General features: G+C 41.3%; 12 protein-coding genes and 2 tRNA genes. 10 read left to right on the top strand and 4 right to left on the bottom strand.

The features are described from left to right. Positions 1 to 82: 82 nt before the first annotated feature. The 5 genes from proS to AAEO56_RS06860 all read left to right on the top strand — a co-directional run bounded on the left by proS (position 83) and on the right by AAEO56_RS06860 (position 2,952). Complete coding sequence (gene proS / locus AAEO56_RS06840) at positions 83 to 1,558, top strand: proline--tRNA ligase (protein ID WP_341696287.1); 1,476 nt, start codon at positions 83 to 85, stop codon at positions 1,556 to 1,558. 81 nt (positions 1,559 to 1,639) lie between these two features. Beyond that, positions 1,640 to 1,711, top strand: a tRNA-Glu gene (locus AAEO56_RS06845). Positions 1,712 to 1,724: 13 nt separating this feature from the next. Next, positions 1,725 to 1,796 (top strand) — tRNA-Glu (locus AAEO56_RS06850). Positions 1,797 to 1,834: 38 nt separating this feature from the next. Beyond that, positions 1,835 to 2,086 carry a 30S ribosomal protein S20 gene (rpsT, locus tag AAEO56_RS06855; protein WP_341696288.1) on the top strand — a complete coding sequence of 84 codons (252 nt, stop codon included), beginning with the start codon at positions 1,835 to 1,837 and terminating at the stop codon, positions 2,084 to 2,086. A gap of 230 nt (positions 2,087 to 2,316) precedes the next feature. Next, complete coding sequence (locus AAEO56_RS06860; RefSeq protein WP_341696289.1) at positions 2,317 to 2,952, top strand: class I SAM-dependent DNA methyltransferase; 636 nt, start codon at positions 2,317 to 2,319, stop codon at positions 2,950 to 2,952. Positions 2,953 to 2,956: 4 nt separating this feature from the next. On the opposite strand, the gene AAEO56_RS06865 is transcribed toward AAEO56_RS06860, so the two are convergent. The 3 genes from AAEO56_RS06865 to AAEO56_RS06875 form a co-directional block, all read right to left on the bottom strand. Beyond that, positions 2,957 to 3,406, bottom strand: coding sequence for a hypothetical protein (locus AAEO56_RS06865; RefSeq protein ID WP_341696290.1), 450 nt, complete (start codon positions 3,404 to 3,406; stop codon positions 2,957 to 2,959). Between the two features lie 84 nt (positions 3,407 to 3,490). Further along, positions 3,491 to 4,606: an AI-2E family transporter gene (locus tag AAEO56_RS06870; RefSeq protein WP_341696291.1), complete on the bottom strand. Its 1,116-nt coding sequence runs from the start codon at positions 4,604 to 4,606 to the stop codon at positions 3,491 to 3,493. Between the two features lie 100 nt (positions 4,607 to 4,706). After that, positions 4,707 to 5,267 (bottom strand): DUF6642 family protein, encoded by a 561-nt coding sequence (locus AAEO56_RS06875; protein ID WP_341696292.1) that lies wholly within the window; start codon positions 5,265 to 5,267, stop codon positions 4,707 to 4,709. A gap of 130 nt (positions 5,268 to 5,397) precedes the next feature. On the opposite strand from AAEO56_RS06875, the gene AAEO56_RS06880 reads away from it, so the two are divergent. Next, complete coding sequence (locus AAEO56_RS06880) at positions 5,398 to 7,086, top strand: RluA family pseudouridine synthase (protein ID WP_341696293.1); 1,689 nt, start codon at positions 5,398 to 5,400, stop codon at positions 7,084 to 7,086. 362 nt (positions 7,087 to 7,448) lie between these two features. Beyond that, positions 7,449 to 9,125 (top strand): T9SS-dependent choice-of-anchor J family protein, encoded by a 1,677-nt coding sequence (locus AAEO56_RS06885; RefSeq protein WP_341696294.1) that lies wholly within the window; start codon positions 7,449 to 7,451, stop codon positions 9,123 to 9,125. A gap of 81 nt (positions 9,126 to 9,206) precedes the next feature. Here AAEO56_RS06885 and AAEO56_RS06890 read toward each other — a convergent pair whose 3' ends face one another. After that, positions 9,207 to 10,337 carry a hypothetical protein gene (locus AAEO56_RS06890; RefSeq protein WP_341696295.1) on the bottom strand — a complete coding sequence of 377 codons (1,131 nt, stop codon included), beginning with the start codon at positions 10,335 to 10,337 and terminating at the stop codon, positions 9,207 to 9,209. Positions 10,338 to 10,930: 593 nt separating this feature from the next. On the opposite strand from AAEO56_RS06890, the gene AAEO56_RS06895 reads away from it, so the two are divergent. From AAEO56_RS06895 to AAEO56_RS06905, 3 genes are all read left to right on the top strand, one after another. Then, positions 10,931 to 11,953, top strand: coding sequence for a chemotaxis protein CheB (locus AAEO56_RS06895; RefSeq protein ID WP_341696296.1), 1,023 nt, complete (start codon positions 10,931 to 10,933; stop codon positions 11,951 to 11,953). 433 nt (positions 11,954 to 12,386) lie between these two features. Beyond that, entirely contained in the window at positions 12,387 to 13,523 is a 1,137-nt protein-coding gene (locus AAEO56_RS06900; RefSeq protein WP_341696297.1) for a helix-turn-helix domain-containing protein, read from the top strand. A gap of 90 nt (positions 13,524 to 13,613) precedes the next feature. Continuing rightward, entirely contained in the window at positions 13,614 to 14,177 is a 564-nt protein-coding gene (locus tag AAEO56_RS06905) for a porin family protein (RefSeq protein WP_341696298.1), read from the top strand. Positions 14,178 to 14,181: the final 4 nt, after the last annotated feature.

Raw genomic sequence — 14,181 nt, forward strand, 5'->3', positions numbered from 1 at the left:
TTGGACTGTACAAAAATAGTTAGTTTTGCCAGACGATTTCTTTCTATAAAAGTAAAACAATATTTGTGCCAAATTATTAAAAATGAGCAAGAATTTAACGACACGCGCAGAAGATTATTCCAAATGGTATAATGAACTGGTGGTAAAAGCAGACCTTGCCGAAAATTCGGGCGTAAGGGGATGCATGGTGATCAAGCCGTACGGCTATGCGATCTGGGAAAAAATGCAGGCAGAGCTGGACAGGATGTTTAAAGAAACAGGCCACCAGAATGCTTATTTCCCGCTGTTCATACCCAAGTCGTACTTCAGCAAAGAGGCAAGCCATGTGGATGGGTTTGCAAAAGAGTGCGCTGTTGTTACTCATTACAGGCTAAGAACGGGCGAGGACGGGAAGATCGAGGTGGACCCGGATGCTAAGCTTGAAGAAGAGCTTATCGTAAGGCCGACATCTGAAACTATTATATGGGATACCTACAGGGGCTGGATACAATCCTACCGCGACCTGCCGCTGCTTATTAACCAGTGGGCCAATGTGGTGCGTTGGGAAATGAGGACAAGGCTTTTCCTAAGGACTGCCGAATTCCTTTGGCAGGAAGGGCATACCGCACATGCTACACAGCAGGAGGCCATTGCCGAAGCAGAACAAATGATGAACGTATATGCTGAGTTTGCCGAAAATTTCATGGCCATACCGGTGATTAAAGGTGTTAAGAGCGCCAATGAGCGTTTTGCAGGGGCTATTGAGACGTATTGTATAGAGGCCCTTATGCAGGACGGAAAAGCATTACAGGCAGGTACATCGCACTTTTTGGGGCAGAATTTTGCAAAGGCTTTCGATGTAAAGTTTACTACCAAAGAAGGTAAGCAGGAATACGTATGGGCTACGTCATGGGGTGTTTCTACCCGCCTGATGGGTGCGCTTGTAATGACGCACTCTGACGATAAAGGGTTGGTGCTGCCTCCAAACCTGGCTCCTATACAGGTGGTTATCGTGCCTATCTACAAAGGCGATGAGCAGTTTGCTGCAATATCGGAAGAGGCGAAACAACTTATGGCGCGACTTAGGAAGCTGGGCATATCGGTAAAATATGACGACAGGGACACACACAAGCCGGGATGGAAGTTCAATGAATACGAGCTTAAAGGCGTTCCGGTGCGCGTTGCAATAGGGCCAAACGACCTTGCTAACGGTACATTTGAGGTAGCAAGGAGGGACGACCTTTCTAAAAAAGAGACCATACTCAGCGCAGATATCGTTAGCCATATTAGCAGCCTTCTTGAAGAGATGCAGAAAAATATGTTTGCCAAAGCTTTGGCTTACAGGGAAGAGCATATTACAGAGGTGAACTCGTTCGAAGAGTTTAAAGAGGTGCTTGAAAACAAGGCCGGATTCGTTTCTGCCCATTGGGATGGAACGCCCGAAACGGAAGAAAAGATAAAAGACCTTACAAAAGCCACAATCCGCTGTATTCCTTTAGGCAGGAAAGAAGAGGCGGGAAGCTGTGTGTTTACAGGGGTTCCGTCTAAAGGCAGGGTGCTGTTTGCAAGGGCATATTAAAATTTTTAGTATTTTTTTGTTTCGACTATTGTGCAAATAAAAAATAGTTGTATTTTTGCATCCGCATTAGAGAAACAAAATGGCCCGTTCGTCTATCGGTTAGGACGCCAGGTTTTCATCCTGGTAAGGGGGGTTCGATTCCCCCACGGGCTACAAATTTCATAATGGTCCGTTCGTCTAGGGGTTAGGACGCCAGGTTTTCATCCTGGTAACAGGGGTTCGATTCCCCTACGGACTACAATAAAAAGTAAATAACGACATTAAGTTAAGAAAAAAATGGCAAATCATAAGTCAGCATTAAAGAGAATAAGGACCAACGAGAAGAAAAGGGTGTTGAACAGGTATCAGCATAAAACTACACGTAACGCTATAAAAGCTATACGTATGGCTACTGATAAGAGTGAGGCTTCAGAAAAATTATCTTCTGTAATCTCTATGATTGACAAATTAGCGAAAAAGAACATCATTCACGCTAACAAGGCTTCAAACCTTAAATCAAAACTTACAAGGCACGTATCGGCTCTTTAATCAGGTCCTGCATGTTATATAATACAGGCTCCCCGCGATAGTGGGGAGTTTTTGTTTTGGTTAATATACAGTAAAGTAGCGAAAAGCGGTTTAGTTTCATCTTCATGAAGATTGGAGTGCTTGTGTACTAATCGCATTGATTTTTATCGAAAATATATTTTAAATCCTTCTGACTGCTGAAGGATTTTTTGTTTTATCTGAAATCATTATTTTTGGACAAATATCTGGCGATGGATAAAACCAAACTTGTAAAATATATATTCGATAAGCATGCTGCAGCCTATCAGGACAGGTTTATGGATGTAAGCCTCTACCACGATTCGCTGGACATCTTTTGCAATGCCTTACAAAAGCAGGATGCCGCGATCCTTGAGCTCGCCTGCGGTCCCGGCAACATCACCAGGTATTTATTAAACAAGCGCCCGAACCTTACCATATTAGGGGTCGACCTTTCTGAGAATATGATTGCGCTGGCAAGGCAAAACTGCCCGGAGGCCGTATTTGAGGTAATGGACTGCAGGGACATTGGTAATCTGGAGAAAAAATACAATGGCGTAATTGCCGGATTTTGCTTCCCATACCTCTCCAGGGAAGAAGTGGTCATAGTAATAGGGGATGCCTCTTCATTGCTTATCCCGAGTGGTGTGCTCTACATTAGCACTATGGAAGATGACTATGCTACATCGGGTTGGCGGACCTCCTCAACTGGCGATAAAGTGTATATGTACAATCATGAAGAAGGTTATCTTACAGCAGCACTTGAAAAAAGTAACTTTAAGATTATTGACCTTCAGCGAAAAGAATATCCGGGCCGGGATGGGGAGAAGGTGGTAGACCTTATTATAACTGCAATTTTACAAAAATAAAAGTTTAAAGTATCTCATTGTCTCCTTTATATAGCTCTGTGGTGCTTTGGCTCGGGTCAACGCTTTTTTTCATCACTTCTATCACCGTTTTTTCTTTCTCAATTTCGGTCTTTTCCTTTTTAATAGCCTGGCGCAGCAATGCAAAAGCGCTCATATAGGCATTGGCTACAAAAACCAACGCAAAACCGGCAATAATGTAGCCCCGCCAGTCATCAAGCAGCAAATGAAAACCGCTCATGGCTATAAAAATGATGGTGATATAATGGCTAAAGCAATATTCGCAGGTAAAGAGATAAAAGAATTTCCGTTCGAGCATTGTGCGGCCTTTCCTGCTGCGCCCTACGCAATATTCCCTGGGCTCCCTGAATATCTCTTCGTGTGTGACTGTCCAGGCCACGCAGGATATCGGGATTGCAAGTACGAATAACCAGAAAAGCTGGGATGTCATTTCCATGAGTAACTACTTAATACTACTAATTTACAACGATAAAATGGTACAGTTGGGTTAACGCTATAACTATTAGGGTAATTTTCACATTTACACTTCCGGGTTATCAACTGGTTTCGGCTTTCTCTTTTTCCGCCATTGAAAAGACCGGGGCAGGTCGTCTCCCAGCAGGTAGCCCCAGGGCTCAACAGCATCGATCCTGTCGAAAATTACCTTAATAATTGCCATGATAGGTATCGCGAGGAACATTCCCGAAATTCCACCCAGCATTCCCCCGATGATAATACCCACAATAGAGGCGAGCGCGTTTATCTCTACTTTTGAGCTCACGATCATAGGTACCAGGAGGTTGTTATCTATTAATTGCACAACAACATTTACTACAATGATGCCGACGATGATAGATGTATCAGCAGTCCCTGTAAGCGAGGCTACTATAGTCAGCACTCCGGCGATCAGTATGCCAATATACGGTATCAGGTTGAGGAGCCCGGTGATAACCCCTAAAAGGATAGCATATTTCACGCCTATTATCATAAGCCCGACAGCAGTGAGCACCGATACGATAACAAACTCTATAAGCAGCCCGATGATGTAGCTTTGTACCGAAACCTTTATGGTGCCCAGGATTTCCTGTAGCTTTTCATGATGTTTTGAATCAAATAGTTTACAGAGGAACTTAATAAAATGCGTCCGGTAAAGCAGTATCAGGAATATATAAACCTGCACGAGGATCATGTTCATCATGGTATCGGAAAAGGACATCAGTGTAGTCCCTACGATCTGCTTGCCGGAATCTAATGAGCCGTCTGTAGCTTTCTCTATCAGTTTCGCCTGGTCGGCTTTGTTGAGGTCAAAGTTGTCCCTTACATACTCCTGCAGGTTATGGTAATGCTGCATAAGGTTAGCCTTCATGGTATTCCAGTCGTTTGCCATGTCTATAATCTGTACCGATATGAAATAGAAAATTACAGCAAAGAAGAATACGAACAATATAACCGTTAAAAGACAGGCTAGCACGTGGGGCATACGCATTTTGGTCTGCATAAAATTTGCCACAGGGCGGAGCAAAATTGCAAATAACAACGCCATAAGCAGCGGAATAATAACCGACTGTCCTATATAAAGGATGGCCGTGATGGCTATTACTATAAAAAGTGTGAGCGCTAATTTTGCGTAATAAGGAAATTGTACAGTTTGTCTCATTGATAAGGTCTCTGGTAGATTCTTTCAAATATAATCTAAATAACAGGAGGGAATTACCAAAACCATCTTAAAAAATTACAAACCCGGTAAAATGATTTCTTTAATAATACAGCCTGAAATCAAGCATTTTGCATAACAGGTAATGCTTTTCATGCAGTTCTTTTACAATTTCAACCATATCGTCCTCATCTTCAAACAGGCTAAAGAAAGCTTTATCGAGATTGCTGCTGGTTACCGTATCAAATATCGTCCCGTATCCCGATATAGCCCGCGCACCGGTAATGTCTAAAAAATACTGTGCTTCTTCACTGGTAAGGTCCAATACTTTTGCATTGGCAAAATGCACGATTTTTCCTTTCATCCTGCCTTCAAAAATTTCAGCGACCTCTTCAAGGCTGTAATAATAATCGTTGAGGCAAATGGTATTTCCCTCGCCCTGCATGACCAGGTAGATGATCTCATAATTCTTAAAATTATGATCTTCGTAAAGCAAGGCATTCAGGCTGTCTTCCAGGCCTTCAATGGTATCGCAGGTTTTGTAAATGCTGTCAATGCCCTGGTCAAAAGCAAGTTGCTCTAAATTCCGGACGGTTTCGGTAGTTGCTTCTGTCTCGATATCGGGAACCGCCTCGAGGCAGAAGATAAATTTGTCATAATCCATAAGTCGGTTTTAATCCTTATACGGCTTTTTTGCTGCGGAGGATAAATTGAGGAGTATAAAAATAATCAGAATAAAATTGTTTCATATCGGTTTACCTGCCGGAATATCTATTATTTTCGCAAAAAAAACCTTGCCGCATAACAGCCAAAATTATGTTTCCTATTTTTCTGACAGCTCTGTAAAAGGAATAGCGCTGCCGGACCGCTTTACCTTTCCTTTTTTTTATGAACCGCACCCCTTGACGAAGATCGCTGCCACTGAACTCCAGCACTATTTGGAAACCGAAGCCGGCCTGGATCATAATTTCGGCCTTACAGAGAATGGGCAGGGGCTTGTTATAGGGAAAATGTTTGGCGTGCTGGTTATTCGGGATAAGGAAGGAAAGCTTGGCTATTTATCGGCCTTTTCAGGAAAGCTGGCCGGTACCAATGAGCATTCGGGTTTCGTCCCGCCCGTATTTGATATGCTTATTGAAAACAGCTTTTTCCTGAAGGAACAAAATATCCTTAACACCATCAACGATCAGGTTAAGGAAATCGAATCGGATGAAAATTACAGGAACCTCAAACAGGAGTTTGAGCGGCTATCTGCCGAATCCGTCCGGGAAGCAGTGGCGCTTAAGCATACGTTAAAAAACAATAAAGAGGAGCGGAAAAAACTCAGGGAAGAGCAGCGAAGCCTTTTGAACGAGCGGCATTTCGCCCGCCTGGAAGCCTACCTGGTTCGGCATAGCCTGAACGACAGGCACCAGTCAAGGTTGCTTTCGGCATACTGGAAACAGCGTTTGGAAGCAGCACAAGCTGCCCTGGCGCAATTTGACGACCGGATTGAATTCCTGAAAAAGGAGCGAAAAGAAAAATCGGCCGCTTTACAGCAACAGCTTTTCGGGCAATATGAATTCCTAAACATAAACAACAAAAAGAAAAGCCTCCACGCTATATTCAGCGATACGGTTTTTGGCAAACCGCCTGCCGCCGCAGGGGAGTGCGCGACCCCTAAACTTTTGCAGCATGCGTTCCTGAATGGCTACAAGCCCATTGCCATGGCTGAATTCTGGTGGGGTGCGCCGCCAAAATCGGAGATAAGGAAACACAAGCAGTTTTATCCTGCCTGTACCGGAAAATGCAAGCCTATTCTTGCCCACATGCTTGAAGGGATGGAGGTAGACGAAGACCCGCTGTTAAACAACCCGGGCGAAGGCAAGGAACTCAATATCATCTATGAAGATGATAGTTTTGTAATAGTAGATAAGCCTGCGGAACTACTTTCTGTGCCGGGCATCAACATACAGGATTCTGTTTATTCACGATTGAAAGCTGCATTTGGCACCATCGAACCGCTTATCATCCACAGGCTGGACATGGCGACATCGGGGCTTTTGGTTGTAGCCAAAACAAAGGAAGCCCATAAAAATATCCAGAAGCAGTTCCTGAAACGAACGGTAACCAAGCGCTACACGGCTTTGCTTTCGAAAGTGATAATGGAGGAAGAGGGCGAGATACACCTTCCTCTGCGTGGCGACCTTGATAACAGGCCACGGCAGCTGGTTTGTTTTGAATTCGGGAAAAAGGCCATCACGAAATGGAAAGTCATCGAACGGAATGAGGCGACAACTAAAGTGCACTTTTGGCCGCTTACAGGACGTACACACCAGCTCCGGATGCACGCTGCCCACGAGGACGGGCTGAACGCGCCTATCATTGGCGACGACCTCTACGGGACGGCTGCGGACAGGCTGCACCTGCATGCTGCGTACCTTGAGTTTACCCATCCGGTAACTAACGAAGTTATGAAGTTTGAAGTGGGGGAGGGGTTTTAGGGTATTTGCGAGGCTTAGCTATAACATTGCGTAAATCCCTAAAAAATAAATTAACCTTTTCATAATATAGGTTTTAAGAGGCGAATAATGGCACCGGGGGTACTTTTGTTTTGATTAAAATGTGGATGAAAACATTGTGAATCCTTACGGATTTAGGGCATTCCATCAAAAAAAATAAAAGTATTTCAATGCTGGAAGTTTTGCCCTCAAGGCTGTACGTTTTACTTTACGTACAATCAGTTTCTATGCTGTACCCCAACATAGATAAAGCATTTACCTAATTTCATATATATTTGCCGGAAATTACCAGTTAAAAACGAAAATCACAACCATTTTTGAACGAACTATACCCTTTATTACAAATGCAAAAATTAAACAAACTTATTGTTGTGCTTGCCATTGTGTGCTTTGGCCTAACCAGGGTGCATGCGCAAACTACAATTCTCGACCAGACATTGCTGACACAGCAAAGCTTCAATACCTTTACGGCAGTGAGCGTAACAGGCGCACAAACATGGAATTTCAGTGCACAGTATGGCGCAGTATGCAGCGGGTACTCTGGAGGCCAGAGCTTTGAAAATGAAGACTGGCTTATCAGCTCGCCAATGAACCTGTTGCAGGCAAATAACGCGCAGCTCACTTTCAGCCACACCCGCGGACCGGGAGCGTTAGTTAATGCCGGGCTAAACCAGGAGTGGTATGAAGCATTTGCCACCGCCAATTATACCGGCAATCCTGCCACAACACAATGGGTCAACCTCGGATTGAACCAAAGTATCGCAAACGCATGGGATTATATTTCTTCAGGTGGGCTGGTTATCCCTGCTGCGGCAAAGTCTGCAAACTCACGTATCGCTTTCCGTTATAAAAGCAGTTCGGCCCAAAGCGCGACATGGGAAATAAAAAATGTGACAGTTACCGGCGAAGATCCTAATACTGCTGTTTTCAAGATAACGAACTGGAATACCGAATGGCTTGGCTGTACACTGTTCGGCCCTGCCGACGAAACCCAGCAGATAAATAACGTTGCTGCGGCAATGATTGCAATGGACTCTGATATTTATTGCATCCAGGAAGTTATCAATACATCTTCACAGCCTTCTATTGCAACATTGGTGTCCATCTTAGGAAACGAGTGGGGCGGGGCCATTGCGCCTTCTAATACCGGCGATTGTAACCAGAGACAGGGTATCATTTACAAAAAATCAAAGGTGCAGCTTGTTAATTCTTCTGAGCTGAGTAACGGAAACGGCTCGCAGGGGAATACTTATTCATACAACTGGACAAACGGCCGCTTCCCGACACTATATAATGTAAAACTGGTTGCGGGCAGCACACTGATCCCCGTTTCCCTTGTAAACATCCATGCCAAGGCCGAAGATAATAACGATGGCGGTGAGAGCTACATCCGCAGAAAGGGAGGAGCCGAAGGCTTGAAGGGAATACTTGACGGAAGCGCTTACAATACGAAGAACGTAATAGTGATAGGCGATTTTAATGATTACCTGATAGGGACGTCGAGCAACAGCTGTAGTTGCAGCATTTCGCCATTTAAAAATTTCACTGATGACACAACTAATTACAATGGGATAACCAAGGATATCATAGATACAAACACCAACTGGGGAACGCACCGTATTATTGAGAATATCATAATTTCTAACGAATTGGCGGGCAATTATGTAGCAAACAGCGCTGCACAGGAAGTAAGTGTGCCTCAGGCGATTTCCAATTATTACAATACTACATCCGACCACCTTCCTGTGAGTGCAAGGTTCCAGTTTTCAGTATTGGACGATCCTGATCATGGAGAGTATATTGAGAATTCATGGACAATTTACCCGAATCCTGTAAAAAATGAATTGAATGTTGCTATACGAGGCACAATAGAAGACACCAATGCCGAAATTTATGACCTGACGGGCAGGGTTATAATGCATGAGAAACTAAACAATGCTACCCTAAATGTCAGCGCATTGCCTGCCGGTATCTATATTTTGAAGATGGGCAGCAGTAATGCAAAATTTGTAAAAGAATAAGCTGATAAAGCCGGATAATAATAAAACGCCATTGGATAACAGTGGCGTTTTTCTTTGGCAGTAGTCAAATCAGGATGTTACCTATTCATCATCGCGGTTATATTCGTGGAATTCTTCATCCGTAAAAAGTATACGGTAATCCGGGTCTTTCGGATAATTTTTTTGCAGGGCTTCATATTTTTCACCTTCGTCAAGCGTCCATCTAATCTGATTATAAACTATATGTTCCCGCTTTTCCTCACGTGAGTTTTTCCATTTTCGTTGATAACTTTCCCAAGTGCTGTTCTCGCAGCATTCGCACTCCTCATTATAAACTGCTTCATAGCCGCATACTTCGCAAAAACCGGCATCGATGAATTTTTTTACATACTCATAGTCGATTCCTGGTAAGTTGCCGGGCAGGTGGCTTAAAAAATTTCCGAACCCAATAATGTTATTTGAAATATAAAGCTTGTTATCCTTCCATCCCGGGTGTTCCACTTTATTTTTATAGAATTCGGCAATTAAAAATTTGTAGTTGTCCCTGTGATCCTTATCTTCAAAGTGCATGTCTTTTATATCATCCAGGCTGTAGGTTTTGCCGTTATGGATAAAGCTGTCAATTCCGGGTGTGATTTTTCCACGATTTTCCAGATAATGTTTCCTACAAGCTACATAATCCCACCCCGAATGGTAGCGAATCTCACCCCGCTTGCCGCATGTTTCGCAAACGTGTTCTGATCGCCGCTCAAATTTGTCTATGATGTCCTGATGTTCGGTATTGGAATAAAACCTGAGTGAGGCAAATTTTTCCTTAATGCAGGAAACCTCCCGGTTCCAGCCTTTTTTATCCAATTCCACGATAAGTTCAATAAGTATCGGGTACCAGCCTTTCTGTATCTGCAATTGTATGCCGTTGAGGTCGGCAAGCTTTTTCAGGTCAAATTCGTTGATAGTATCATTGACAATAAAATCCTCACGCGATGTGCAGTTTTTATTTACGAAGTCGGCATTGTTGTAACTATCGGACTGGCTACTTTCACGGGAAAGGTTCTCCAGTGAAAATTGTTCAATGGCAGCGCCATTTGATTTGGCAATCCGGGATTGGACGTTGCTGATAATGTCCTGATATCCTGATTTGCGTGTTGCCCTAACTCGGAGGCCACGTATCACTATATACCTTATAACAGCTAATAGTATTACCCCTACTATGATCACAGTATTTAAAGTCATTTGCAGCAGTGTAAAGTTTTAGCTAATATCAGGATTTAGTAAGTGATTTAAAAGGGACAATTATAAAAACATTTTGCTGCCTGAAAGCCAAAATTTTTACGACATAAAAAAACTCCTCAGTTTCCTGAAGAGTTTCTTGTGGGATGTCAGGGAACACGTTCGAACACCTTGTGCCTATCCTGAATCTATTTAATTAGTTTTAAAAATATAACATTTTGATTTAAAGTATTTTATAGGCAAATTACTATGTTGTGAAATTGCACACGTGTTATTTATACTTTAGAAAATAGTTATTAATAATATTGATAGCGAATGTGAAAGTCAATGTTTTAATGTATCGGGGTTCTGTCAAACACTTGACCCGATGATATAAGCACTTAGTCTACGTGAAAGGGAAGTTTGCCTAAATCACGGTATTCGCCTCCTGTAGTACTTGTAAATGCATTCAGATTCCCAGTAAGCCTGCATCTCCTCAAAGAGCTGAAAAACATCGAAAATCGAGGATGCTGAATCAATAAATATTAAATTATTCAATACATTTTAAAGCTGAAACTATAACCGTATCTTTATATGAGTAATCTGAAAACAAACCAATGTTAAATTCCAAAATAGAGTATGCCTCAAATCAGGTAATTGTGATTGGCACGTCGGCTGGAGGTATGAGCGCACTAAATAAATTATTATCTCAGCTTCAGCCAGACTTTCCTGTACCTATTTTGGTTGTCCAGCATATATCAGCTGATGCGGCTGGCAATGCTTTAATCAACAGTCTGAACAAAGCAACGTCGCTTAATTGTATACATGCAATTAATGGAGCAGGTCTTTCACCTGGACATGTTTATCTCGCACCTTCCGATCATCATATGATGATTGATTTGAATCAGAAATTATTGATAACAAAAGGTGCACACGAGAATCGTTCACGCCCGGCAATTAATCCTTTGTTCCGTTCTGCCGGGGTTGCTTTTGGTTCGGGAGTGCTAGGGATTTTACTTACGGGTTATCTTGACGACGGGACGGATGGATTAAAAGTGATCCGTGAATGTGGCGGGATTTGTGTTGTACAGGATCCTGAAGATGCTGATTATCCGGATATGCCAAAAAATGCAATTAATCAGGTTCCTGTCGACTATGTTGTTCCAATAAACGAGATGGGTGGTTTAATTTATCAATTGATCTCACGGAAAATTAAAAAAAGTGTTCCAATTCCCAAAAACATATTAATAGAGACTAAAATTGCCGAACGTGTAACAAGCGATTTACAATCTGTTAATGCTTTAGGAGTACAAGCACCATTTAATTGCCCGGGATGCGGGGGAGTGCTTTGGAAAATTGACGGTGGTGAAGGTGCCAGATATCGCTGCCATACTGGCCATGCGTACACATCTGCTACGCTATTGGCGGACCAAACGATGAAAATTGAAGAAACTATGTGGACTGCTTTAAGAATGTTTGAAGAAAGAAAAAATTTGTTAATGACGGTTTCGAAAGACAACAAAGGGGCTGTCTCAAAGTCAGCGCTGGAACGTGCGCAGCTATCACAAGTACATATAGACCGAATTAGAAAAATATTACTTTCTGACGATAAAGGGTCGTTCGGCGATATTCCTGCTTAAGAAATTAATTATACTGATTTCGCATCCCTCCCTCAATCGAACACCATTATTGATATCTTTACCATTATTTGTTTGATAAGTCTAAAATATTAGTGCTTAAATCATTATATATCTACCGTTAAATCAAAAAAAATGCCATTTACAAATTGCAAAAGGCATTCGTGGCGATGAGGGATCATACTCGAACACTTGATACCAGTTTTGACATTATCGAAAACAAGCTATCAGGGATTACAATCGAACACTTAATATCTATCTTGTGCTTTTGAAAATATAAAGTGAAGTATTTCGTTAATGTTTTAAATTTTATATTTGTGTGAAGCACTCAGAAGTTATCCTTATCAATGCGCATAAAACAAGCTGTGTTTTGAAAAGGAACTGATTATCTGCACAAACCAAAAACCAACCTCAACGATTATACATACATTAAAAATTGATTTATACCACACTTTTAAATATTGCGATTTTTCAGGGAATAGTCATAGGATCCATTATTTTAAGGTCTTCCTTATTTAATAGTAATTCAAATAAATATCTGGCATACCTGCTATTTGCACTTTCCATTCTTTTACTGAATCATGTTCTTGAAATTGAAGGTGCATATACGCCTTATCCTTTTCTACGCTTTATTGACGATGTCGAGTGGGTATTTTTGTTACCTGCTTTTTTATTTCTGTTTGTAATAAATCGCATCGATGATGCTGTTAAAAGCAGGCATAGACCTTATTTGTGTTATATTCCATTTGCGTATTCCGCTGTTCTGAGTATTGCATGTGACCTTGATCATGTTGCAGGTTTTTATAAGATTCCTGAGTCGGCAATTACTTTAATTAATATACTCGGTCTGATACATCTTTTTTTAGCGGTAACATTTATTCCATTCCTACTGGTCTACTCTTATTTTTTGATAAAACATTTAAAAGATAAAAAGGAAAAAAAATGGATCATTGCGTTATTAACAATAGTTTCTTCGTTATTATTTGCCTGGTTGATCACTGCTTTGGCTGGCTTATTACTTCAGTATGACATTTCTTCTACTATGAGCGCTGTGGCTTTATCCGCAACATTAATAATGCATTGGACAGCTTATATAGGTATCTACAAATACAAACTTGCCAAAAACAGAGATGCCATCTATAATTTTCTACATACAGATCTGGCTATTTCGTATACAAGTGCGCAAATTACAGATAATAGCACAACGGGAGAACATAAGGAAACTATAACAGCAGATAATCTTTATTTTCAAAAACTGCAACTACTTTGCGAAGAGGAGCACATTTATACTGACAGCACATTGAACAGAGAAAAAGTTGCTGAAAAACTAGGCATAAGCGCAGGATATGTTTCACAGATCGTAAACGCAGTAACAGGAGACAACTTTGCCAATTATATCAATCAATATCGGGTGGAAGCTGTAAAGGAAATGATCTCGAATTCGGAATATGAAAACTATAATTTATTGACGATGGGATTAGAATCCGGGTTTACTTCAAAAACTACTTTTTATAAAGCTTTTAAAAAAACTACCGGCCAGACACCAAATGAATATAAAAACACCAGTAAATAAGTACCATTTTATCCATTTTTAAGCTTTTGAAACCCGTGCTGATGCTTATTATTTGAATTTTGCACTTAAATAATTCAAATCACTTTTTTTATGAAAAAAATTTTGGTACTAGCTGTTGTAACAGTTTTAGGATTTGCAAACGCAAACGCGCAGAAAATTAAATTTGGTGTAAAAGCAGGAATTAACATTGCAAACATTAATGGCGACAACACCAGCAAACTTGAACCGGTCGCCGCTTTTAATTTTGGATTAATGACCGAAATCCCAATCTCGCAAAAATTCTCTTTTCAACCGGAAATTATGTTTTCCGGACAAGGTTACAGTTTTGAAGGAAGTGACGGAAACCTTGTTGCATTAAATTATTTAAACGTTCCGTTAATGGCAAAATATTATGTAGTGAAAGGATTGAGCCTTGAAGCCGGACCACAAATTGGATATTTACTTTCGGCCAATAATGAAGGGACAAATGTGAAAGATGGTTTTAAAAAAGTAGACTTTGCTGCCAATTTAGGAATTGGTTATAAGCTGGAGAACGGACTTAATTTTGGAGCAAGGTATAATTTTGGATTATCAAACATCAACGATGTAAGTGGTGATCATAACAAATTTAGGAATGGTGTATTCCAGGTTTCGATAGGATATTTCTTTTTCTAAAACT

Origin of the sequence: Flavobacterium arundinis, assembly GCF_038289855.1 — a bacterium.
Lineage (GTDB): Bacteria > Bacteroidota > Bacteroidia > Flavobacteriales > Flavobacteriaceae > Flavobacterium > Flavobacterium arundinis.